Below are 23,271 nucleotides of genomic sequence, written 5' to 3'. Positions count from 1 at the left end.
ATACGTGAGCGAAACAACCTTGCCTAAAGATGACGTTCAACCTGTGATCGATGCACCGGTTGATGCACCGCCACCGGCCGCCGAACCGCGCCGAGGCAACGGATTGGCCATTCTCGCGCTGCTGCTCGGCGCCGCCGGTGTTGCGGTGGGTGGCTGGGGTGTCTGGCAGGTGCGACACCTGCAGGCCAACACTCAAAATCAATTGAGTCAGGTTCAAGCGTTGAACGATCAGGCACAGACCCTGAAGCTCAACGAGCAACGACTGACCGAGCGTCTCGGGCAATTGCCCGGCGCCGATGAACTTGCCGATCGCCAGCGTCTGGTGACCCAGCTTCAGGGCGATCAGCAGCGCCTCAATCAGCGTCTGGAAACCGTCCTCGGCGCCAGCCGCAAGGACTGGCGTCTGGCCGAGGCCGAACACTTGCTGCGTCTGGCCAGTCTGCGTCTTTCCGCCCTGCAGGACATCAGCAGCGCTCAGGCACTGGTGCAGGGTGCCGACGAAATCCTGCGTGAGCAGAATGATCCCGGTTCGTTCGCCGCCCGCGAGCAAGTGGCGAAAACCCTTGTGGCGCTGCGCAGTACCGAACAGCCGGATCGCACCGGGCTGTTTCTGCGCCTGGGCGCCTTGCGCGATCAGGTCGTCGGTCTCACCGAGCTGGCGCCGGAATACAAGGATCGCGGCGATTCGCTGCTGGGCCTGACTTCCGACGGCGATGGCGCCAGTCGCTGGGCGCAGTGGTGGGATCAGATCTCGCGTTACATCCGCATCGATTTCAACGCTGACAAAAACGTCCGGCCGCTGCTTGCTGGCCAGAGTCTGAGTCAGGTGCGTCTGGCCCTGAGCCTTTCGCTCGAGCAGGCGCAATGGGCTGCGCTCAACGGCCAGGCGCCGGTGTACACCCAGGCCCTGGCCGAGGCGCGTGACGTTCTCACCGGCAACTTCAATCCGGACAACCCGCAGAGCAAAATCATGCTCGAGCAGGTCGCGGAACTGAGCAAGCAACCGGTTACCGTCAACACGCCGGATCTGGCCGGAACGTTGAGCGCGGTGCAGGCGTATCTGGAGCGCCGTAACGTCAACGCCGAGGAATCAGTGAAACCCTTCGCCAAACCGGCCGCGAGCACCGCTCAGGAGGCGACACCATGAAGCGCCTGTATGTGATCGTGTTTCTGGTGATCGCGGCAACGGCGGCGCTGGGCCTGGCGATTGCCGAGCATTCCGGTTACGTGCTGGTCGCCTACAAAAGCTTTCGTTATGAATCGAGCCTCTGGGCAACCCTGGCGGTGGTCGCGGTGCTGTGGCTGCTGGTCTGGGGCATCAAGGCGCTGGTCGAGTTGGTGCTGACCTCCGGCGGCGTGGTCAATCCATGGTCGCGACGCAACCGCAGTCGCCGTGTGCAGGTGGCGATCGAGCATGGTCAGCTCGACCTGGCCGAAGGTCGCTGGGCCAGTGCCCAGCGCCACCTTTACCGGGCCGCCGAAGCCGAGCGTCAACCGTTGCTGTATTACCTGGGCGCCGCTCGCGCCGCCAACGAACAAGGCCACTACGAGGAAAGCGATCGCCTGCTGGAGCGCGCCCTCGAGCGTCAGCCGCAGGCCGAGCTGGCGATCGCCCTCAGCCATGCGCAGTTGCAGACCGATCGTGGCGATACCGATGGCGCGCTGGTCACTTTGCAGGCGATGCACGAGCGCCATCCGCACAATGTGCAGACTTTGCGTCAGTTGCAGCGCCTGCATCAGCAGCGCGGTGACTGGTCGTCCGTGATCCGGCTGTTGCCGGAGCTGCGCAAGGACAAAGTCCTGCCACCGGCTGAGCTGACCGAGCTCGAGCGTCGCGCCTGGGGAGAAAATCTGTCCCTGGCGGCCCAGCGTGAAGAGGATGGCGCAGTCGGTTTGCAGTCGCTCAACCGAGCCTGGCAGCAGCTGACTTCTGCCCAGCGCCAGGAACCGGCGCTGGTGCTGGCCTACGCCGAGCAGTTGCGCCAACTGGGTGCCCAGGTCGAAGCGGAAGAAGTGCTGCGCACGGCGCTCAAGCGCAAGTACGACAGCCATCTGGCACGCCTTTACGGTCTGGTGCGCGGCAGTGATCCGGCGCGTCAGTTGCAGGCGGCTGAAGGCTGGCTCAAGGATCATCCGGGCGACGCCAGCCTGCTGCTGACGTTGGGGCGTTTGTGCCTGCAAGCCAGTCTGTGGGGCAAGGCGCGGGATTATCTGGAAAGCAGCCTGCGAGTGCAGCGTAATCCGGAGGCCTGCGCCGAGTTGGCTCGCCTGCTGGCCCGGTTGGGTGACACCGAGCGCAGCAATCTGCTGTTCCAGGAAGGGCTCGGGATGCTGGATGAACGCCTGCTGGCTGCGCCATTACCCGTAGCTGTTCGAGCGTGATCAGAAAGGAGGAGCGATGCTCCTCCTTTTTCTTCCGGTGACTGAATAGTTACCCGTAAATCCCTTCCTGAGCAAAGTCCTACAGTGGACTGCACCGAATCCTTCTGTGCTTGTCGGGATTTCCCTACACTTCTGATGAAGTGTCGCCAGTGACCTGCCTTGAAAGCCCGAGGCGCTTTCCTCTACCGTAACTGCCTGTCTTTATTTTTACGGATAAGCCATGTCTTTGGCCTGCTCACGCTCCCTGTTCTTTATGGCTTTCACTGCGGGGATTCTGGCCCTGGGAGCTTCCTATTACCTCGAATACGCGGTCGGTCTGGTGCCTTGCAGCCTGTGTCTGGTCCAGCGTCTGTTCATGAGTGTCCTCACCCTTTGTTGTGGTATGGCTGCGATCCATGGGCCGCAACGTGTCGGTCTGTCGCTGTATTGGGTGATGGCATTGTTGACCAGTCTTGGCGGCATGACGGCGGCCTGGCGGCAAGTGCTGTTGCAAAGTGATTCCCTGCAAAGACTGGCGCATTGCGGGCCCGGGCCGGAAGAGATGTTCAGCAGCCTGCCGTGGTTGTGCGCACTGATGCGCATGTTCAACGACACCGCCGATTGTGCGGAATTGTCCTGGACGCTGTTCGATCTGAGCATTCCGGAGTGGAGTCTGCTGTTCTTTGTGGGGATGTCGATCCTGGCTTTTTATCAGTTGCTGCGACAGGTCTGGATGGCTTTGCAGCGACCGCTGCGCGGCCAACCGTCGCACCCGGTGCTGGTCAGGGATTAAACACTTGTATGAACTTTCTCTCCTGCGTACCTTGAAGCCATAGTCGTGCGGGCATAATCTGGCCCGCACGTGTCATTGGAATTGTGTTGCTCGATGACGCTCTGCCTGGCCGCCTCTCAAAGCATTAGCCACAAGAAGGGGCGCGGGTGTAGAGCAGCATGACCCACAAGGGAAGAGAGATCGCCATGCTCGAAAGTTGTCAGAATGCTCAGGAACGCTGGGGTGGAGTTCATCTGCTGATCGACCGCTGGCTGCAGGAGCGTGAGGAGTTGATCGCTGCCTATGACAAGCTGGGCGCCAAGCCTCAGGCGCTGTCCGAGGATCGAAAGCCCTTGCAGGAGTTCTGCGGCGTGCTGGTCGATTACGTCTCGGCCGGCCACTTCGAGATCTACGAACAGCTGACGGGCGAGGCCAAGGCCTTCAACGACAAGCGCGGCCTGGAACTGGCCGAGACGATCTACCCACGGATCGATGTCATCACCGAAAAGCTGCTCGCATTCAACGACCTTTGCGATGAAGGCAAATGCGTTGCTGAGAAATTCAAGGAGCTGGGCGGCCTGCTCCACGAGCGCTTCGAACTGGAAGACTGCCTGATCGAAGTGCTGCATACCGCACACAAGGAAGAGGATTCGGTTCAGGCCTGAATCCGGCCTCGCAAGAACCAGAAACGGTGCGCCCCAGGCGCACCGTTTTTTATTGGGCGATCAACTGGTCGCGCCGCGCAATTCCACTTCGAACACCAACGGTGTAAACGGCGCGATCAGGTCGCCGGCACCGTCAGCGCCATAAGCCTGATCCGACGGAATCACCAGACGCCACTTCGCGCCCACGGGCATGTTCTGTAGCGCCGTGCGCCAGCCGGCGATCACGCTGTCGAGATTGAACCACTGTGGTTGTGTGTTTTGATCGAACACGGTGCCATCCGGCAGTCGGCCGATATACAGCACCTGCACTTTTCCATCCGGGCCGGCCTTCGTGCCGTTCCCCGGCGAAAGCTCGGTCAGCAGGATGCCGTCGGCCAGTTCCTTCACACCCGGTTTGGCTTTTTCGGCGGTGAGAAAACGTCGCTCGTTTTCCATCGCGGCTTCAGTCGAAGGCATCGCTGCCTGCTCGGCTGTCTGCGATTCGTGATCGGCCAGAATCTGCTCGATGCGTGCCTCGCTCAGTGCCAGCGGTTTGCCTTGATAGGCCTGTTGCAGACCTTCGATCAACGCCTGGATCTGTAGCTGCGGCACTTCCTGGCGCAGCCGTTCACCGAGGCTGGCACCCAGGCTGTAAGCCAGATCGTGGGCATCGTTTGCAGTGTTTTTTTCGTCGGCCTGCGCCAAGGAAAAAATCATGCAGAGGGATAAAAAAAGGTAGCGCGACATGGGCACTCTCCGTCCTGAATTGCGGTGGATTATGCCAGCGCGAACGTCTGCAACGGTGAACTGCTTTTGCCAATGCGCAGAAGTTTTTCGCAAGCCTGCAACCGAGTGCTTTCGATACTGTCAACATGCCCTAGCGGCGGTAGCAGCAGAGGTCTAGTATGAGCCGCACTCACGTCAGCCAGGAGGTAAACCATGTCGGCCACCAAGAAGCCTGTAAACACTCCGTTGCATTTACTCCAACAACTCTCGGGCAGCTTGCTCGAGCATCTGGAAAACGCTTGCTCCCAAGCCTTGGCTGATGCTGAAAAACTGCTCGCCAAACTGGAAAAGCAGCGCGGCAAGGCACAAGAAAAGCTGCACAAATCCCGCACCAAATTGCAGGACGCAGCAGCGGCCGGTAAAGCCAAGGCGCAGACCAAGGCCAAGGCTGCCGTGAAGGAACTCGAAGATCTGCTTGATGCCCTGAAGGAGCGTCAGTCCGATACCCGCAGCTACATTCTGCAACTCAAGCGCGATGCCCAGGAAAGCCTGAAACTGGCCCAGGGTGTCGGTCGTGTTCAAGAGGCCGTCGGCAAGGCATTGTCCCTGCGTTCGGCCAAACCGGCAGCGGCGCCTGCGAAAAAAGCGGCTGCCAAACCTGCTGCAAAAGCACCGGTCAAAGCCCCTGCAAAAGCGCCAGTGAAAGCCGCTGCAAAACCAGCCGCGAAGAAACCTGCAGCCGCCAGCGCTGCTAAACCTGCGGCCAAAACCACAGCAGCCAAACCAGCGACTTCCAAACCAGCTGCTGCCAAACCAGCTGCTGCCAAGCCGGCTGCTGCAAAACCAGCTGCCAAACCTGCGGCGAAAACCGCTGCTGCGAAGGCCGCTCCGGCAAGCACTGCAGCTGCGAAACCTGCTGCCAAGCCAGCCACCAAAGTGGCTGCAAAGCCGGCAGCAAAACCAGCCGCTAAAGCCGCTGCCAAACCAGCCGCCAAAACTGCTGCTGCCAAGCCTGCGGCGAAAACCGCTGCCAAGCCTGCTGCGAAACCTGCTGCCAAAGCGGCGGCGAAACCTGCGGCAAAAGCTGCGGCAAAACCCGCTGCCAAACCAGCCGTCAAACCGGCTGCCGCCGCGAAGCCTGCAACCACCGCAGCCAAGCCAGCACCCGCTGCCAAACCGGCCGCCAAGCCAGCAGCGAAACCTGCTGCAAAACCTGCGGTGAAAAAACCTGCCGCTGCCAAGCCAGCTGCCGCCAAGCCAGCAGCAAAACCAGCTGCAGCAAAACCTGCCACTGCGCCTGCTGCCAAACCTGCCGCACCGGCAACCCCGGCTCCGACTGCAGCACCGGCACCGGCCGCCACTACCTCGACCACCGCAACCACGCCATCCCCGGCGCCGGTGTCGAGCGTCACCAGCAATCCGTCCAGCGCTTCCTAAGCGCCGGTCGCCGCGACGCGCAGCACTTGCAGCGCGTCGCGGTTCAGGTTGGCCGCCGGGCCGGCCAGCACGTTCAGCCAGTCACTCGATTCCTTGGAGTCACGCTTCCAGCCTTGCGCGGCGCCTTCAAGTCGCGACAGCAGCGCACGCTCAGCCTCCAGCTCCAATCCCTTGATCTGCTCGCGCATCCCCTTGAGCACCGGATCGGTGTCGGCCAGGGCTTTCCACTGCATGCGCAATGCGCGTAACGGCTGGACTACTTCCCGGTCCCAAGGCTCTGTCAGTTCCAGAAGCTGCCGGGCGCGCCCCTCGTCGCAGGTCACATCGCGCTGTTCCAGCCACAAGCCACACAGCATCAGGCACACATTGGCCCCTGCCGATTGCAGGCGCAGGCAGGCATCCTCCACACCGGGACGGGCGTAGACGGCAAGGGCAAAGCTCCACAGGTCAGAGGACATCGTGCTACTCGCGCCAGTTGCGGACGAAGCTGGTAGACTCCGCCGCCATTATGATCCGACTTCAGAACCTGACTTTACAGCGTGGCCCGCAACGTCTGCTAGAAGACGCCGAGCTGACCCTGCACGCCGGCCACAAAGCCGGCCTCATCGGTGCCAACGGCGCCGGCAAATCCAGCCTGTTCGCCTTGCTCCGCGGTGAGTTGCACCCGGACTCGGGCGATTGCCTGTTGCCGGCCGATTGGCGTATCGCCCACATGCGCCAGGAGGTCGACACCCTCGAGCGTCTGGCGGTCGACTACGTGCTCGATGGCGACCTGCGCCTGCGCGAGGTCCAGCGTGACCTCGCAGCGGCCGAAGAGGCCCACGACGGGGCTGCTCTGGCGCGCCTGCACGCCGAACTCGACAGCGCCGACGGTTACACCGCCGATGCGCGGGCGCGCAAGTTGCTGGCCGGTCTCGGTTTCACCAATGAGCAGATGGATCGTCAGGTAGGAGATTTCTCCGGTGGCTGGCGGATGCGTCTGAACCTTGCGCAGGCTTTGATGTGCCCGTCAGACCTGCTGCTGCTCGACGAACCGACCAACCACCTGGACCTCGACGCCATCATCTGGCTCGAAGAGTGGCTGAAAAGTTACCCCGGCACCTTGCTGCTGATTTCCCACGACCGGGATTTCCTCGATGAAGTGGTCGATCATGTGGCCCACGTCGATCAGCGCAAGCTGACGCTCTACCGTGGCGGCTACACCGCGTTCGAACGCGCCCGCGCCGAGCGTCTGGCCCAGCAGCAACAGGCCTACGAGAAGCAGCAGGCGCAGCGTGCGCACATGGAAAGCTACATTGCCCGGTTCAAGGCCCAGGCCACCAAGGCCCGTCAGGCCCAGAGCCGGATCAAGGCGCTTGAGCGGATGGAAGAGCTGTCGGCGGCCCACGTCGACTCGCCGTTCGACTTCGTGTTCCGCGAGTCGACCAAGATCTCCAGCCCGCTGATCGACCTGTCCGATGCGCGTTTGGGTTACGGCGAGAAAACCGTGCTGGAGAAGGTCAAGCTGCAACTGACCCCCGGTGCGCGAATCGGTCTGCTCGGCCCCAACGGCGCCGGTAAATCGACCCTGATCAAGAACCTCGCCGGCGAGCTGTCGCCGCTGGCCGGGCGCCTGACCCGTGGCGAGAACACTGTGGTCGGCTACTTCGCCCAGCATCAGCTCGACTCTCTGGATGCCAAGGCCAGCCCGTTGCTGCACTTGCAGCGTCTGGCGCCGACCGAGCGCGAGCAGACCCTGCGCGACTTCCTCGGTGGTTTCGACTTCCGCGGTGCGCGGATCGACGAGCCGGTGCTGAATTTCTCCGGTGGCGAAAAGGCCCGTTTGGCCCTGGCGCTGATCGCCTGGGAACGGCCGAACCTGTTGCTGCTCGACGAACCGACCAACCACCTGGATCTGGAAATGCGCCTGGCGCTGACCATGGCGTTGCAGGAATTCAGTGGTGCGGTGCTGGTGGTTTCCCACGATCGGCATCTGCTCAAGAGCACCACCGACAACTTCTTCCTGGTCGCGGACGGCAAGGTCGAAGAGTTCGACGGCGATCTTGAGGATTACGCTCGTTGGCTGGTCGAATACCGCCAGCGCAACGCCCCGGTCAGCAACACGCCGGTCAATCCGGACAAGACTGACAAGAAGGCCCAGCGTCAGGCCGCCGCTGCGTTGCGTCAGCAACTGGCGCCGCACAAGCGCGAGGCTGACAAGCTCGAAGCCGAGCTCGGCAAGCTGCACGAGAAGCTGGCGAAGGTCGATGCCAGCCTTGGCGACAGCGACATCTACGAGCCGGCGCGCAAGAGCGAATTGCGTGACCTGCTGGCCGAGCAGGCCAGGCTGAAAGTCCGCGAAGGCGAACTTGAAGAAGCGTGGATGCAAGCCTTGGAAACGCTGGAAAGCATGCAGGCGGAGCTGGAGGCGTTGTCCTGATGGAAGCCTTCAAACTTCCATTGCCGGCGATGTGGGTCGAGCCGATCTGGCTCGGCGTGCAGATTCTGCTGATCCTGCTGGCCGGCTACTTCGCCCAGCGTGTCGTCGCCCGATTCCTGACCCGCCTGGGCGAGAAGTATCCGTTCCCGCCGCAGTTGCTGATGCCGCTGCGCGGCGGTCTGCGCTGGCTGATCATGGGCAGTGCGCTGATCTTCGTGCTGGAACGCCTTGGAGTCTCGGCCACGGTGCTCTGGACTGCGTTGTCGGGCTTCGTCGCGGTGGCGGCGGTGGCCTTTTTCGCGATGTGGAGCGTGCTGTCGAACCTGCTCTGCGCGATTCTGATCTTCACCGTCGGTCCGTTTCGTCTCGGCGACGTGGTCGAACTGGTGGACACCACCGACAAGCCCGGCGTCAAAGGTCGGGTGGTAGCGATCAATCTGCTCTACACCACCTTGATCGAAGCCGAAGAACTCGGCACCGGCAGCGCCATGGTGCAAGTGCCCAACAGCCTGTTCTTCCAGCGTTCGGTGCGACGCTGGCGCGGCACGGATGTGTTCCCTTCCAGCGGTTTCGAAAAGTGATCGCGCGCCGGCCGCGTTGGTCGGCGGCCGCAACATCCTGCAAAAAATCGGTAGTCATCCAGCCAAATCCGCATTAGCTTTGAGGATTGTCACGAGTCCGAAGTCGAGGTGTGCGATGGAGCTTCAAACATGGCTGGCGTTTTTTGCCGCCTGCTGGGTGATCAGCCTTTCTCCGGGTGCCGGCGCCATTGCGTCGATGTCCAGCGGCCTGCAGTACGGTTTCTGGCGCGGCTACTGGAATGCCCTGGGCCTGCAGATCGGCCTGGCTGTGCAGATCGCCATCGTCGGCGCCGGTGTCGGCGCGATTCTCACCGCTTCGGCCACCGCGTTCCACGCGATCAAATGGTTCGGTGTCGCCTACCTGGTTTATCTGGCGATCAAGCAGTGGCGCGCACTGCCGATGGACATGAGTGACGACGCGGCGGTCCGGCCGATCGGCAAACCGCTGGCCCTGGTGTTCCGTGGCTTTCTGGTGAACATCAGCAACCCCAAGGCCCTGGTGTTCATGCTGGCGGTGCTGCCGCAGTTCATCAATCCGCATGCGCCGCTGTTGATCCAGTACGTGGTGATCGGCGTGACCATGATTGCGGTCGACCTGATCGTCATGGCCGGCTACACCGGTCTGGCTTCGAAGGTGCTGCGCCTGTTGCGCACACCGACTCAGCAGAGACGCATGAACCGCACGTTTGCCGGGCTGTTCATTGGCGCCGCGGCGTTCATGGCGACGTTGCGCAAAGCTGCTGCGTAAAGCGTACAGGCACAAAAAAGGCGACCTTTGCAGGTCGCCTTTTTCGTTTCCGGCTGTTAATCAGCGCAGAATCACTGGCGCCGTATCACGCGGCAGATTGTTACGTTGCTGCGGTTCACGCGGCTGCTCGTGACCGCCACCGCCGAGCTGCATGCTCAGTTGCCCGGCCACGTCTTCGCCCAGCGCCTTCGACACGTCACGCACCACCCGCGGGCGGTTGAGCGAGATCTTGATGTCGCGGTGGTTCACCAGTTTGGTGTCCTGCGCTTCACCCATCGCCGTGAAGGCCGAGGTGATTTCGTAGGTCTTGGTGTTGATCAGGCTGAAGTCAGCCACCAGCGTCAGGCCCAGCACGGCGGAGTAGCTGTCGGTGTTCGCCAGCTCGTTCACGTCCTGGGTGAAGTCGATGTCCGATACAGTGCCGAACAGCACGTAATCGGCACCCTTGAAGTTGCCGGCCTTGATCCGCTTGATCACGTCGTAGACGTCACCCTTGGAGGACGCGGTGTACGGCGTGCCCTGCACCAGCTGGAACATGCCGGTACGCAGGATTTCACCCTTGATGTCACCGGTGAATTTACGCAGTTCGGTCTGTTCGATGTAGCTGGTGGTGGCTTCGAGCTCGTTGTAGCTCGAAGACCCACTGGCGCTGTAATAACCTTCGCGGTAATTGTTCTGTGCCGAAACGATGTGGATGTATTGCTCCACACGTTCCTGGTACGCCAGATCCGTCACCGCGACTTTCGGGGCCGCCTGCACGCTGAACGCGCAAGCCAGGGCCATCATGCCAATCCATGCGCGCATCGATTAACGCTCCGTGGTTTTGCGGATCTCTTTTTCGTCCATCCACTCGGCCAGACCGCTTTCAACGTCGATCAGTTGCAGGCTGAATTTGTAGAAGACGTCCTTGTAGTCGCTGCTGCGCTTGACGATCGAGCTGATCGAACCTTCAAGACGGTATTTGGCGGCGATCATGTTGCCAGTCTTGGCCACGGTGCTCTTCTTGTACAGGCCGCTCTGATTTTGCAGCTTGAGCTGGTCGACCTGGCTCTGCATCGCAGTGTTGTCGCTGGCGAAGCGGGCGGTGCCGGACTTCATCAGCTGGGTCTTGATGCTGGTGGTGATTTCGCGGGTGTCGATGTATTCGCTGGTCTTGTTCTTCACGTCGTAGACCTGCACCACAGGGCGACCCTGCAGGATGCCGGACTGGGCCAGCGAACGGGTCATCGATTCGGCGATCATCTGCAGGTCGGTGGAGCCGAACTCGTTGGTCACGGTTTCAACGGCCTTGGTGTCGCCGTAGCTGATGTTCTTGCTGCCCAGGGTCGGCGAAGTGTTGGCGCAACCGGAGGCCAGCAGGGCGAGGACGGCGATGAAGGAAAAGCGTGCAAACATGGGAATGGTCTCTGAATCGGAAATAGGGTGTCGGGCTTAAGGCGTCTTGAGTTCCAGACGGAAGTCCACGGCTTTCGGCGTCGGGGCAATGCCCTGGATGAAGCTGGTCTGGGCGCCGTACATCATCTGGCTCTTCCAGACTTCTTCTTCGGCGATCGGGAACCCTTCCGGCCCGAGCCAGGCGAAGCGGTAGTAGAACGTCTTGTTGCTGTTGAGGGTGTTGCTCAACTGCACGTTGACGGTCATGAAGCCGTTTTCGCGGGCCACGCGCATCGCGCCGACCACGATGTGTTTCTGCGGGCCCATGGCCACGACCTTGCTCGCGGCGCTGCCCGGCTCCGGCGGTGGCGGGGTGGCGCAGCCGCTCGCCAGAAGGGCGAAGGCGGCGACGGCGATGAGTTTGAGGCGCATGCAAAGACTCCGTTCTTAAGGTTGTTTGAGGCTGGCCACGGCGGTGGCGCCAGCGCTCGGGGTGACGTGGGCGGCGAGGCCGGCGGCGAACACCTGATTGCCGACGGCGCGCAGGGTGATCACCTGGTAACGCTGATCGACGGTCACCTTGACCTGAGAGCCCCCGACGGCGCTCGGCAGAGTAACCTGGTGCTCACCCTTTTTCAGGCGCAGACGGACCACTTGTGTGGTGTCCGGCAGGGTGCGCCACGTACGGGTATCGGCACCTTCGAGCACAGCTGAAGAAATACCGACCGCCAGACCGGCCAGCGGGTTGGTTTCGTTGATCTTCTTTTGCGCCACACCTTTGGTGATCGCGCGCACGGTGGTGCGCAGGATGATCCCCGGCATGTCATCGCGCAGCGCGCGGCGGGACATGGCGGTGGTGCTGTTCAGTGCGGTCAGGTCGACCTGCTGGCCATCGACGCCGATCTGCGCGAAGGTCGCGGTGGAGGTGTCAGGTTTGATGATCGGGAACGACAGCGGGGTGATCACTACGTTGTTGGAGATTGGCAGCGGCAACGGCACGCGGATCGAATCGCGGGCCGGCGCCAGACCGCTTTGCACCACGATCAGGATGTCGCTGTCGTCGCTCTTGACCGGCTTGTCGAGGTTGACCAGCGCCTGCTCCAGCAGCGGGGTGTTCGGGCGCAGCTCGGCAGCCTTGCGATAGCCCGGCGCAGCCAGGTCTTTCTCGCCCAGGGCTTCATAGACGAAACCGGCCAGGTAGTGGCTGAACGCACTCTGGTAGCTGTTTTTCAGGCTGATCACTTCCGGCGCGTCGAGGCTGGCGACCGGATAGCCCTGCAAGTCCTTGTATTCGGTCTTGATGCCTTCTTTTTCGGCTTCCTCTTCGCTCTTGAGGTATTCCTTGTCGCGCAGGTCGGCGATCACCGCTTCACGTTCGTGCGTCTTCTTGATTGCGGTACGGGCGCCGTCGAAATCATTGACCGCCAGCAGGTTCAGGGCCATCTGCGTGGTCAGCATGACTTTTTCGTAGTCGTAGCCTTCGTAGCGGCGCACCTTGTCGTTGACCAGGAAGCTGCCGAACTGGGCCAGGTACTTGTCGGTGTCGAGCTTGACCGAGTCTTCCCACTTGCCCACCACCTGGTCGGCGCTGGTCCAGGCGTTCTGGCTGCCGGACAGATCGCCCTTGGCGCGCAGCAGTTCACCCTTTTCGAAGTAATAGAGCAGGTCCTTGTCCGGGCCGGTGTTGTTCTTTTCCAGCAGGGTCAGGGCGGCGTCGACGTTGCCGGTAGCCAGTTGCTGGTTGGTCTGGGCCAGTTCGGAATCGTAGTTGCGAAACGCCGAACAGCCGGACAGCAGGGTGACGGCGCTGAGCGCGATCAGAGTGGGAGCGCGGAATGCCATGGGGTACTTCTTCCATGAGTAGCGACAGCCTCGGGTGCGGGTCGGGCTGCTGGGACCGATCGACAGTGGCATTGGCCTCCTGCCAATTCCTCATAAAAAGAGGAGCTTTAATGCCGCATCGCGATAGCGCGGGCGCGGCATTATAAGCGGGCGATGCTGGCTATGTAATAGCTTTTTAATTGCACCGGTTAGTTAGGTGCCATTACTTATCCGGCAATCTGGCATTGCCGATTACGTTGGCGACATCTCTCAGAACTCGCAGGTTGACCAACTGGTGATCGCGGTCGATGCGCAGGATGACCGATGACGCTCCGGGCGCATTGGGCGCATTGAATCGATGATCGCCTTTCTTCAGTCGAATGCGTGCCACCAGTGTCTTGTCGGGGAGCGTGCGCCACGTTCGGGTATCGGCCTCCTCAAAGGGATCGTGCTCGGTGACGACCAGCGAGGCCTTGGCCGGATTGCGCTCGTTTTCCTGCGCCTGGGAAATGGCGGCCATGTTGGCGCGGAACATCGCCCGGGAAATGATCGCCGGCATGTCGTCGCGCAACGTACGGAATGCCATGTCGGTAACGCTGTTGATCATGGTCAGCCGCCGCTTGCGGCCATCCACCAGGATGTGGTCGAACGCCGGTGTGACGGTGTCCGGCACCAGAATGGGGAACGAGATCGGCGCGGTAATGACCAGATTTTCATTGAGCCGCACCGGGATCGGCACTGTTACCGAGCTGCGGGCCGGCGCCAGACCGCTCTGGACGACGATCAGAACATCGCTTTCATCATCCTTGGCCGGCGGTTTGTCGAGATTGCGCAACGCCTGTTCGAGGAAGGGCGTGTTTGGGCGCAACTCGATCGCCTGGCGATAACCCGGTGCGGCCAGATCCCGTTCACCCAGCGCTTCATAGGTGAACCCGGCCAGGTAATGGCTGAAAGCACTCTGGTAACCGTTTTTCAGTTCAATCACCGCCGGCGCATCCAGGGTGGTGACGGGATAGCCCTGCAGATCCTTGTATTGCACGACGATGCCTTGAGCTTTGGCCTGTTCCTCGAGCTCTTCATACTGGCGCTCCCGCTGACGGGCGATCAGTGCTTCACGTTCGTGGGTCTTCTTGATGTCTGCCCGGGCGCCGTCGAAATCACTTTCACCCAATTGGTTGAGGGCCATCTGTGTGGTCAGCATGACTTTTTCGTAGTCATAGCCTTCGTAGCGACTGAGCTTGTCGTTGACCAGCATGGTGCCCATTTCATAGGCAAACCGGTTGAGCAGCTTCATGGGGGCGGAAGGCACGGCTTCTTCGCGCTGGAACACCATCCGGTCGGCGCTGCGCCAGGCTTTCTGGCTCTGCGGGCGTGCGTTGGCAAAGCTGAGAATCGAACCCTTCTCGAAGTAGTAGAGCAGGTCCTTGTCTTCCCAGGGGTTGTGCCACTCCAGCACATCCAGTGCGCCCTGATAGTCGCCGAGCATCAGCCGGTCGTTGGTTTGCTGCATTTCCAGGTCGTAATTGCGGTAAGCGGCGCATCCGCTAAGTAGCAGGAGCGTGCCGATTAACATCGGGAACAGCAGGCATTGGCGCATGGAGTGCAGCTCTTCCTTGAACAGTAAGGCGGGAGGTGTCGGATTATATGGGCGGGCGATGGCCAAGTGCCGGCGATTGGAGAGAAAGCTTGAGTCAGGCTCCCTCGACGTGAACAATATGTAACTTCGCATTTCCACTTGAGACTCATTCATGACTGCCGCGTCCCGATTTCTGGCCTGGCTGGTGTTCCCGTTGTGCGCGCTGAGCAGCTTCAATCTGCTGGCCGACACCGTGGAAGGCGCACCGCAAGCGCTGCACCTGCTCGATTACATCAGCGCCGATTACCCGCCGACGGTGCAGGCTGGCAAGGTCATCGACGACGGTGAATACCGCGAGCAGCTGGAATTCACCCAAGTGCTGCAAGGGCTGATCGCCGGCCTGCCGGCCAAACCTGAGAAGGCGGCGCTGGAACAGGGTGTCACTGCCTTGCACGCCGCCATCACGGCGAAACAGGACGGCGCGGACGTGGCCCGTCAGGCCCGGCAACTGGGGGCGAAACTGGCGGTGGCTTATGAAGTCAGCCAGGCCCCGATCATCACGCCCGATCCGACCCGTGGCGCGCCGCTCTACGCGCAAAACTGCTCGGTGTGCCACGGCGACACGGGTGCCGGTGACGGCCCGGCGGGCCTTGGCATGACGCCGGCGCCAGCCAATCTGCGCGACGCTGCGCGGATGGATCACCTGAGTCTGTATGCGATCTACAGCACCCTCGGTCAGGGCGTCGAAGGCACTGACATGCCAGCCTTCGCCGATCAACTGGATGATCGTCAGCGCTGGGACCTGGCGACCTATATCGCACAGTTCAGCGCCGATCCGGCCACGGCCAAATCCGACAAGACCTACAACATCGCCGACCTTGCCCGTCAGACTCCGGCCGAAGTGCAGGCTGCCGAGGGCGCTGAAGCCGCTGCGATCTTCCGCGTGCAACGGGCGCAGCCGCCACAAGTCAAGCGCGGCCCTGCGCAGTTGCTCGACTACACCGCCGCGACGCTGGACAACAGCCTGGCGGCGTACCGTGCCGGTGAGCACGATCAAGCCTATGACCTGTCGGTGGCGGCGTATCTGGAAGGCTTCGAACTGGTCGAAAGCTCGCTGGACAACGTCGATGCCAACGTGCGTAAAGACACCGAAAAATCCCTGATGGCCTATCGGCAATCGCTGCAGGACGGTTTGCCGGTGGCGCAGGCCGAGCAGCGTCTGGACGCGGCCAAGGCCAAACTCAAGGAATCTGCCGGTCTGCTGGGCAGCGACGGTCTGAGCTGGTCGCTGAGCTACATTTCCGGCCTGCTGATTCTGCTGCGCGAAGGTCTGGAAGCGATTCTGGTGCTGGCGGCGATCCTCGCGTTCCTGCGCAATACCGGCCAGCAATCGGCGGTGCGCAGCGTCAACATCGGCTGGGGTCTGGCGCTGCTGGCGGGCCTTGGCACCTGGGCGCTGGCGGCGTACGTGATCGATGTCAGCGGCTCCCAGCGTGAACTGCTCGAAGGCGCCACGGCGCTGTTCGCCAGTGTCATGGTGTTGTGGCTTGGCGTGTGGATGCACGACCGTCGCCACGCGGCGGCCTGGCAGGATTACATCAAACAGAGCCTGGTCGGTGGCGGCGGGCGTTTCGGCTTCGCGATCCTGGCGTTCTTCTCGGTGTACCGCGAGCTGTTCGAAGTGATCCTGTTCTACGAAACCCTGTGGTTGCAGGCCGGTCCCGCCGGGCATAACGCGGTACTCGCCGGTGGCGCGACGGCACTGGTGCTGCTGTTCGGTCTGGCATGGGTGATCCTGCGCGGTTCGGCAAAACTGCCGCTGGCGCTGTTCTTCAGCATCAACGCAGCGCTGCTCTGCGCGTTGTCGGTGGTATTCGCCGGCCACGGCGTGAAGGCGTTGCAGGAAGCTGGGATCTTCGGCACCCGGCCGGTGGCGTTCTTCGATTTCGACTGGCTGGGGATTCACGCCGATGCCTATTCGCTGACGGCGCAGGCCGTGGCGATTGCGGCGATCATCGTGCTCTACGGTCGCAGCCGGGTGGCGGAAAAGCGCCGGGTGGCGGCCTGAGATGATGCGCGTATGGATCGATGCCGACGCCTGCCCGAAGATGGCTAAAGAACTGGTGGTGAAGTTCGCCCTCAAGCGCCGCTTCGAGGTGGTGCTGGTGGCGGGGCAGCCGCAGAGCAAACCGGCGCTGGCGATCGTCAAGCTGATCGTGGTGCCGAGTGGCCCGGATGCGGCGGATGATTATCTGGTGGAACACGCGGTGCCGGGCGAACTGGTGATCTGCAGCGACATCCCGCTGGCCGACCGGCTGGTGAAGAAGGGTGTGGCGGCGCTGGACCCGCGAGGCAAGGAGTTCGACGCGCAGAACATGGCTGAGCGGCTGGCGACGCGCAACCTGTTCACCGACTTGCGTGAACAGGGCCAGGTCAGCGGCGGCCCGGCACCGTTCGGTGACCGGGAGAAGCAGGCGTTTGCCAACGCGCTGGATCGGATCCTCACCAGGCTCACCCGCAAAACCTGAACGTTGATCGTTCCCACGCTCTGCGTGGGAATGCCTCTCGGGACGCTCCGCGTCCCAGCCTCACCGCCGATGCAAGGCATACGCGGAGCGTCCAAGGCTGCATTCCCGCGCGGAGCGTGGGAACGATCGCTATCGCCGGTCAGGCGTCGTTTTCGTGGGTCAGTTCCAACACCCGATCCACCAGCTTGTTAATCCCCGAAGCCGCCTCGCTGATCGTCTGCGCCAGCATGTACGCCGGGGTCGTCACCAGTTTGCGCGCCTTGTCTTCGATGATGTCGGTCACCGCACAGTCTTCGTGGGTGGCGCCCATCTTGTTCATGGCGGCGGCCGTGTCGGCATCGTTGCCGATGGTGCAGGTCACGCCCGGGCCATAGATTTTTGCGGCCAGCGCGGGCGAGATGCAGATCAGGCCGACAGGCTTGCCCGCTTCGGCAAAGGCTTCGGCCAGCGCCAGCACTTCCGGCTGTACGGTGCAGCCGGCGCCTTCGCTGGCGAAGTTCGACAGGTTCTTCGCTGCACCAAAACCGCCGGGCACGATCAGCGCATCGAAGTCCTCGACATCGGCCTCGCGCAGGTCCTTGACGTTGCCCCGGGCGATGCGTGCCGATTCCACCAGCACGCTGCGCGACTCGGGCATTTCTTCACCGGTCAGGTGGTTGATCACATGCAATTGCGCGATGTTCGGGGCGAAGCACTGCACCTGAGCGCCGCGCTGGTCGAGGCGCAGCAGGGTGATGACGCTCTCTTGGATCTCGGCGCCGTCGTACACGCCGCAACCGGACAAGATCACTGCAACTTTTTTGCTCATGGGTTTCTCTCCAGATTCATGGCGTTAAATGTCCACTAATTTGTCGCTCGTTGCCATAGGGTGCAGCCGCGGCTACACCTAGGATCTGTGCTACAGATTTCGACCAGGGCACGTCATGAACTTCATTCTGTATGCGGTGCCGTTTTTCTTCGTATTGATGGCGGCCGAACTCATCGCCGACCGCTGGCGCGGGGTGAGCAACTATCGCCTGGCCGATGCGGTGAACAGCATCAGCACCGGCGTGTTGTCGACCACCACCGGCCTGCTGACCAAGGGTGTTGGCCTGGTGACCTATGCGTTTGCCCTTGAGCATCTGGCGCTGGTCAGGTTGCCTGCGGACAGCGTCTGGGTGTGGGTGTTGGCCTTTGTTCTCTATGACTTCTGCTATTACTGGCTGCATCGCATGGGCCATGAACGCAACATCCTCTGGGCCGCGCATTCGGTGCATCACCAGAGCGAGGACTACAACCTTTCCACCGCCTTGCGCCAGACCAGCACCGGGTTTCTGCTGAGCTGGATTTTCTACCTGCCGATGGCGGTACTCGGTGTGCCGCTGCTGGTGTTCGTCAGTGTTGCGGCGCTGAATCTGCTGTATCAGTTCTGGGTCCACACCCGGCATATTCCCAAGCTCGGCTGGTTCGAGTGGTGCTTCGTCACGCCGTCCAATCATCGGGCCCACCATGCACAGAACGCTCTCTACATGGATCGCAACTACGGCGGGGTGTTCATTATTTGGGACCGTCTGTTCGGCTCGTTCCAGGAAGAGGACGACAATGAACCGGTGATTTTTGGCGTGACCACGCCGTTGGCGAGCTGGAATCCGTTGTGGGCCAACCTGCAGTTCTACGCGCAGCTGTGGGAGGACGCGCGTCGGGCCGAGCGCACGTGGGACAAAATTAGGATCTGGTTCATGCGCACCGGCTGGCGTCCGGCGGACGTCGCGGCGAAGTACCCGATGAGCAAGCCGGACCTGCGTCAGTTCCGCAAATTCGAGGTGACGCTGGACAGCCGTCGGCAGTGGTACGTGGGGTTGCAGTTCGGTGTGTACGTGGCGCTGGGCAGTTACCTGCTGAATCTGGAACACAGTCTGTCCACCGCTGCATTGCTGCTTGGCTGGAGCGCGGTGGCGTTCGGTCTGTTCGTGTTAGGCGTGGCCCTGGAGAATCGTCCGTGGGCGGGAAGGCTGGAAGCGCTGCGGCTGGCATCGAACCTGCCGCTGGTGTGGCTGGCGCCGCTGGTCGGGCTGTGGCCGGCCAGCCCGGGGATATGGGTCGGCCTGCTCAGTTACAGCCTGCTCAGCGGCATCGGGCTGTATTGCTGCCGCCAGCGACTTACTCGGCTGGCGTCTTAGGGTCGGAAGCCTTGGCCATGTCGGCTTTGTGCTGTTCGGCCTTGGCCAGTTGCTCGGCCTGTTCTTCCTCGTAGACCTTTTTCGCCAGCCGGGCATTCTTGAACCGGCGGCGCAGCCACAGGCCCAGGCCGAGCACCAGCAGTGCGCCCAGCACCCACAACTCATACTTCTTGATGCTGCCGAGCATGCCTTCGAGCACAGCGCCGAAGTGATAGGCGGCAGCGGCCAGGGCGGTGGCCCAGATCGCGGCGCCGATACCGTTGAGCAGCAGATAACGTCCCGGCGGATAGCCCGACAGGCCGATCGCCACTGGCATCACCGTGCGCAGGCCGTATACGAAGCGAAAGCTCAGGACCCAGATGTCCGGGTGCTTGCGGATGTGTTCCAGCGCGCGGTCGCCCATCATCTGCCAGCGCGGTTTGCGCGCCAGCAATTTGCGTCCGTGTTTGCGGCCCAGGAAGTACCACAGCTGATCCCCGGCATAGCTGCCGAAGAACGCCACGACCACCACCAGTTTGATGTCCATGTATTCACGGAACGCGAGGAAGCCCGCGAGCACCAGGATGGTTTCGCCTTCGAAAAACGTCCCGAGAAACAGGGCAAAGTAGCCGAAGTCATGCAGAAATTGTTGGAGCATTGTCTGGGTGCTGGCGAAATGAACGCGCAGCCTAACCCTTCGGACACATTCAGGAAAGTGTCGAAATGTGTCTCGACGTGAACATTTCCTACACGGACAATGGAAAGCGACTACCTGTCGCAGGGGTGCACATAACTGTCATACGACCGTCATAATGGCCATCTATAACTGTCACGCTCGCCGGTTTGCGCGGGCTCAGGAGTCTGCCGTGAGCTTTACCCCAGCCAACCGTCTGTTCCCTGCCACCCGTCTGCGTCGCAATCGCCGTGACGATTTTTCCCGGCGACTGGTGCGTGAGAACGTGTTGACGGTCGATGACCTGATCCTGCCGGTGTTCGTGCTCGACGGTGAAAACCGCCGCGAAGCCGTGGCCTCGATGCCCGGTGTCGAGCGCCTGACCATCGACCTGCTGCTGGAAGAGGCCGCCAAATGGGTCGAACTGGGGATTCCGGCGCTGGCGCTGTTCCCGGTCACCCCGCCGGAGCTCAAATCCCTCGACGCCGCCGAAGCCTGGAATCCGCAAGGTATCGCCCAGCGCGCTACCCGCGCCCTGCGTGACCGATTCCCCGAGTTGGGCGTGATTACCGACGTTGCCCTCGACCCGTTCACCACTCACGGTCAGGACGGCATTCTCGATGAAGAAGGCTATGTGCAGAACGACATCACTGTCGATGCGCTGGTCAAGCAAGCCTTGTCTCATGCCGCTGCAGGCGCCCAGGTGGTTGCCCCGTCGGACATGATGGACGGCCGCATCCAGGCAATCCGCGAAGCGCTGGAGCTGGCCGGTCACGTCAATGTGCGGATCATGGCCTACTCGGCCAAGTACGCCAGCGCCTATTACGGCCCGTTCCGCGATGCCGTGGGTTCGGCCGCGAACCTGGGCAAGGCGAACAAGGCCTCCTATCAGATGGACCCGGCCAACAGCGACGAAGCGCTGCACGAAGTGGGCGCGGATTTGTCTGAAGGCGCGGACATGGTCATGGTCAAGCCCGGCATGCCGTACCTGGACATTTTGTTCCGGGTAAAAGATGCCTTCAAAGTGCCGACCTTCGTCTATCAGGTCAGCGGTGAATACGCCATGCACATGGCGGCGATCCAGAATGGCTGGTTGAGTGAAGGCGTGATCCTCGAATCCCTGACCGCCTTTAAACGTGCCGGCGCTGATGGCATCCTCACTTACTTTGCTGTCCGTGCCGCTCAATTGTTACGAGAGCAGAAATAGCCCTCCCAGGAACATTCGATGAATACCGAAGGACTCACTGAAGTTGCCGTAAAAGAAGCTCAACCCGTGGTCGAGCAGATTACCGAAACCCCGCCGGAACTGGAGCCTGCGCCACCCGCGCCGGCAACCGAGCCTGCCGCGGCGGCACCGGTGATCGCGATTCCCGGCCTGGATGACAGCAGCCTGTACATCCACCGTGAATTATCGCAACTGCAGTTCAACATCCGCGTGCTGGAACAGGCGCTGGACGAGTCCTACCCGTTGCTGGAGCGGCTGAAGTTCCTGCTGATCTTCTCCAGCAACCTCGACGAATTCTTCGAGATCCGCGTCGCCGGCCTCAAGAAACAGATTACCTTCGCCCGTGAACAGGCCGGCGCTGACGGCCTGCAACCGCATCAGGCCCTGGCCCGCATCAGCGAGCTGGTGCACGGTCACGTGGACCGCCAGTACGCGATTCTCAACGACATTCTGTTGCCCGAGCTGGAAAAGCATCAGGTGCGCTTCATCCGTCGGCGCAACTGGACAACCAAGCTCAAGACCTGGGTCCGCCGCTATTTCCGCGACGAGATCGCGCCGATCATCACCCCGATCGGTCTCGACCCGACGCACCCGTTCCCGTTGCTGGTGAACAAGAGCCTGAACTTTATCGTCGAGCTCGAAGGTATCGACGCCTTCGGGCGCGATTCCGGTCTGGCGATCATCCCGGCGCCGCGCCTGCTGCCGCGGATCATCAAGGTGCCGGAAGAAGTCGGCGGCCCTGGTGACAACTATGTGTTCCTGTCGTCGATGATCCACGCTCACGCCGATGACCTGTTCCAGGGCATGAAGGTAAAAGGCTGCTACCAGTTCCGTCTGACTCGAAACGCCGACCTTGCGCTCGATTCCGAAGACGTCGAAGACCTGGCCCGCGCCCTGCGTGGCGAGTTGTTCTCCCGTCGTTACGGTGACGCCGTGCGCCTGGAGGTCGCCGACACTTGCCCGAAACACCTGTCGGACTACCTGCTCAAGCAGTTCAACCTGAGCGAGACCGAGCTGTACCAGGTCAACGGTCCGGTGAACCTGACGCGTCTGTTCAGCATCACCGGGCTGGACAGCCATCCGGAACTGCAATACACGCCGTTCACGCCGCAGATCCCGAAACTGCTGCAAAACAGCGAGAACATTTTCAGCGTGATCAGCAAGCAGGACATCCTGCTGCTGCACCCGTTCGAATCGTTCACCCCGGTGGTCGACCTGCTGCGCCAGGCTGCCAAGGATCCGCACGTTCTGGCCGTGCGCCAGACCCTGTACCGTTCCGGCGCCAACTCGGAAATCGTCGATGCGCTGGTGGACGCCGCGCGTAACGGCAAGGAAGTGACGGCGGTCATCGAGCTGCGGGCGCGTTTCGACGAAGAATCCAACCTGCAACTGGCCAGCCGTCTGCAAGCGGCCGGTGCGGTGGTGATCTACGGCGTGGTCGGCTTCAAGACCCACGCCAAGATGATGCTGATCCTGCGTCGCGAGGCCGGCGAGATCGTGCGTTACGCGCACCTCGGCACCGGTAACTACCACGCCGGCAACGCCCGTCTGTACACCGACTACAGCCTGCTGACCTCGGACGATGCCTTGTGCGAAGACGTCGGCAAGCTGTTCAGCCAGTTGATCGGCATGGGCAAGACGCTGCGCATGAAGAAGCTGCTGCATGCGCCGTTCACCCTGAAGAAGGGCATGCTCGACATGATCACCCGCGAGACGCAATTTGCGCTCGACGGCAAACCGGCGCACATCATCGCCAAGTTCAACTCGCTGACCGATCCGAAGATCATTCGCGCGCTGTACAAGGCCAGCCAGTCCGGCGTGCGCATCGATCTGGTGGTGCGCGGCATGTGCTGCCTGCGTCCGGGCATCGCCGGGGTTTCGCACAACATTCACGTGCGCTCGATCATCGGCCGCTTCCTCGAGCACACCCGGGTGTTCTACTTCCTCAACGGTGGCGAGGAGCAGATGTTCCTCTCCAGCGCCGACTGGATGGAGCGCAACCTCGACAAGCGCGTCGAGACTTGCTTCCCGGTTGAGGGCAAGAAGCTGCTGACCCGGGTCAAGAAAGAGCTGGAGCTGTACCTGACCGACAACACCCACAGCTGGAGCCTGCAATCGGACGGCCGCTACATCCGCAACACGCCGACCGGCAACCAGAACCCGCGCAGTGCGCAGGCGACGTTGCTGGAGCGTTTGGGCAGCCCGATTCTGCCGGTGAGCAGCTGACCGCAGGTTTCAAAGAAATAAA

At 61.8% G+C, this 23,271-nt stretch carries 22 protein-coding genes; 13 read left to right on the top strand and 9 right to left on the bottom strand.

What is annotated here, in order from left to right:
- Positions 1-4 precede the first annotated feature (4 nt).
- From AC1MDC_RS15370 to AC1MDC_RS15355, 4 genes are all read left to right on the top strand, one after another.
- On the top strand, positions 5-1,147 hold the full coding sequence (locus AC1MDC_RS15370) for a uroporphyrinogen-III C-methyltransferase (protein WP_085696868.1): 1,143 nt from the start codon (positions 5-7) through the stop codon (positions 1,145-1,147).
- Complete coding sequence (locus AC1MDC_RS15365) at positions 1,144-2,382, top strand: heme biosynthesis protein HemY (RefSeq protein ID WP_085696869.1); 1,239 nt, start codon at positions 1,144-1,146, stop codon at positions 2,380-2,382. Before AC1MDC_RS15370 ends, AC1MDC_RS15365 begins: the two co-directional genes overlap by 4 nt.
- A 220-nt stretch (positions 2,383-2,602) precedes the next feature.
- On the top strand, positions 2,603-3,154 hold the full coding sequence (locus AC1MDC_RS15360; RefSeq protein WP_480393284.1) for a disulfide bond formation protein B: 552 nt from the start codon (positions 2,603-2,605) through the stop codon (positions 3,152-3,154).
- Positions 3,155-3,339: 185 nt separating this feature from the next.
- Positions 3,340-3,798 (top strand): Rsd/AlgQ family anti-sigma factor, encoded by a 459-nt coding sequence (locus tag AC1MDC_RS15355; protein ID WP_007951863.1) that lies wholly within the window; start codon positions 3,340-3,342, stop codon positions 3,796-3,798.
- Between the two features lie 60 nt (positions 3,799-3,858).
- On the opposite strand, the gene AC1MDC_RS15350 is transcribed toward AC1MDC_RS15355, so the two are convergent.
- Positions 3,859-4,524 carry an FKBP-type peptidyl-prolyl cis-trans isomerase gene (locus AC1MDC_RS15350; RefSeq protein WP_085696871.1) on the bottom strand — a complete coding sequence of 222 codons (666 nt, stop codon included), beginning with the start codon at positions 4,522-4,524 and terminating at the stop codon, positions 3,859-3,861.
- Positions 4,525-4,716: 192 nt separating this feature from the next.
- Between AC1MDC_RS15350 and AC1MDC_RS15345 the strand changes: the two genes are divergently transcribed.
- Positions 4,717-5,940 carry an AlgP family protein gene (locus AC1MDC_RS15345; RefSeq protein WP_480393283.1) on the top strand — a complete coding sequence of 408 codons (1,224 nt, stop codon included), beginning with the start codon at positions 4,717-4,719 and terminating at the stop codon, positions 5,938-5,940.
- Here AC1MDC_RS15345 and AC1MDC_RS15340 read toward each other — a convergent pair.
- Positions 5,937-6,398, bottom strand: a complete 462-nt coding sequence (locus AC1MDC_RS15340; protein ID WP_480393282.1) for a TIGR02444 family protein — start codon at positions 6,396-6,398, stop codon at positions 5,937-5,939. The genes AC1MDC_RS15345 and AC1MDC_RS15340 overlap by 4 nt on opposite strands.
- A 50-nt stretch (positions 6,399-6,448) precedes the next feature.
- On the opposite strand from AC1MDC_RS15340, the gene AC1MDC_RS15335 reads away from it, so the two are divergent.
- The 3 genes from AC1MDC_RS15335 to AC1MDC_RS15325 all read left to right on the top strand — a co-directional run bounded on the left by AC1MDC_RS15335 (position 6,449) and on the right by AC1MDC_RS15325 (position 9,688).
- Entirely contained in the window at positions 6,449-8,359 is a 1,911-nt protein-coding gene (locus tag AC1MDC_RS15335; protein ID WP_480393281.1) for an ATP-binding cassette domain-containing protein, read from the top strand.
- A complete protein-coding gene (locus tag AC1MDC_RS15330; protein ID WP_011336505.1) occupies positions 8,359-8,940 on the top strand; it encodes a mechanosensitive ion channel family protein in 582 nt (193 codons plus the stop codon). Before AC1MDC_RS15335 ends, AC1MDC_RS15330 begins: the two co-directional genes overlap by 1 nt.
- 115 nt (positions 8,941-9,055) lie before the next feature.
- Positions 9,056-9,688 (top strand): LysE family transporter, encoded by a 633-nt coding sequence (locus AC1MDC_RS15325; protein ID WP_064600316.1) that lies wholly within the window; start codon positions 9,056-9,058, stop codon positions 9,686-9,688.
- A 60-nt stretch (positions 9,689-9,748) separates the two neighbouring features.
- On the opposite strand, the gene AC1MDC_RS15320 is transcribed toward AC1MDC_RS15325, so the two are convergent.
- From AC1MDC_RS15320 to AC1MDC_RS15300, 5 genes are all read right to left on the bottom strand, one after another.
- Positions 9,749-10,492 (bottom strand): penicillin-binding protein activator LpoB, encoded by a 744-nt coding sequence (locus AC1MDC_RS15320; RefSeq protein WP_480393280.1) that lies wholly within the window; start codon positions 10,490-10,492, stop codon positions 9,749-9,751.
- Positions 10,493-10,495: 3 nt separating this feature from the next.
- A complete protein-coding gene (lpoB, locus tag AC1MDC_RS15315) occupies positions 10,496-11,083 on the bottom strand; it encodes a penicillin-binding protein activator LpoB (RefSeq protein ID WP_007951848.1) in 588 nt (195 codons plus the stop codon).
- A 36-nt stretch (positions 11,084-11,119) separates the two neighbouring features.
- Positions 11,120-11,494, bottom strand: a complete 375-nt coding sequence (locus AC1MDC_RS15310) for a YcfL family putative periplasmic lipoprotein (protein ID WP_085696877.1) — start codon at positions 11,492-11,494, stop codon at positions 11,120-11,122.
- Between the two features lie 15 nt (positions 11,495-11,509).
- Entirely contained in the window at positions 11,510-12,904 is a 1,395-nt protein-coding gene (locus AC1MDC_RS15305) for a COG3014 family protein (protein ID WP_480393279.1), read from the bottom strand.
- Between the two features lie 202 nt (positions 12,905-13,106).
- Positions 13,107-14,480, bottom strand: a complete 1,374-nt coding sequence (locus AC1MDC_RS15300; RefSeq protein WP_085696878.1) for a COG3014 family protein — start codon at positions 14,478-14,480, stop codon at positions 13,107-13,109.
- Between the two features lie 151 nt (positions 14,481-14,631).
- On the opposite strand from AC1MDC_RS15300, the gene AC1MDC_RS15295 reads away from it, so the two are divergent.
- A complete protein-coding gene (locus tag AC1MDC_RS15295; RefSeq protein WP_480393278.1) occupies positions 14,632-16,527 on the top strand; it encodes an FTR1 family protein in 1,896 nt (631 codons plus the stop codon).
- A gap of 4 nt (positions 16,528-16,531) precedes the next feature.
- Entirely contained in the window at positions 16,532-16,987 is a 456-nt protein-coding gene (locus tag AC1MDC_RS15290; RefSeq protein ID WP_085696946.1) for a YaiI/YqxD family protein, read from the top strand.
- Between the two features lie 139 nt (positions 16,988-17,126).
- On the opposite strand, the gene elbB is transcribed toward AC1MDC_RS15290, so the two are convergent.
- Entirely contained in the window at positions 17,127-17,795 is a 669-nt protein-coding gene (elbB, locus tag AC1MDC_RS15285) for an isoprenoid biosynthesis glyoxalase ElbB (protein WP_480393277.1), read from the bottom strand.
- A 115-nt stretch (positions 17,796-17,910) separates the two neighbouring features.
- Between elbB and AC1MDC_RS15280 the strand changes: the two genes are divergently transcribed.
- Positions 17,911-19,146, top strand: coding sequence for a sterol desaturase family protein (locus AC1MDC_RS15280; RefSeq protein ID WP_480393276.1), 1,236 nt, complete (start codon positions 17,911-17,913; stop codon positions 19,144-19,146).
- Here the strand turns inward: AC1MDC_RS15280 and AC1MDC_RS15275 are convergent.
- Positions 19,127-19,783 (bottom strand): DedA family protein, encoded by a 657-nt coding sequence (locus tag AC1MDC_RS15275; RefSeq protein WP_085696882.1) that lies wholly within the window; start codon positions 19,781-19,783, stop codon positions 19,127-19,129. The genes AC1MDC_RS15280 and AC1MDC_RS15275 overlap by 20 nt on opposite strands.
- Positions 19,784-19,991: 208 nt before the next feature.
- On the opposite strand from AC1MDC_RS15275, the gene hemB reads away from it, so the two are divergent.
- The gene (gene hemB / locus AC1MDC_RS15270; RefSeq protein ID WP_085696883.1) at positions 19,992-21,005 is read left to right on the top strand and encodes a porphobilinogen synthase; all 1,014 of its coding nucleotides are present in this window, start codon (positions 19,992-19,994) and stop codon (positions 21,003-21,005) included.
- Between the two features lie 18 nt (positions 21,006-21,023).
- Positions 21,024-23,249 carry a polyphosphate kinase 1 gene (gene ppk1, locus AC1MDC_RS15265; RefSeq protein ID WP_227233862.1) on the top strand — a complete coding sequence of 742 codons (2,226 nt, stop codon included), beginning with the start codon at positions 21,024-21,026 and terminating at the stop codon, positions 23,247-23,249.
- The last annotated feature ends 22 nt before the right edge of the window (positions 23,250-23,271 follow it).

The sequence above is a fragment of the Pseudomonas sp. 1 genome (genome assembly GCF_056626735.1).
The sequence above is the reverse complement of the archived record's forward strand: the minus strand, read 5'-3'. Positions and strand labels throughout refer to the sequence as shown.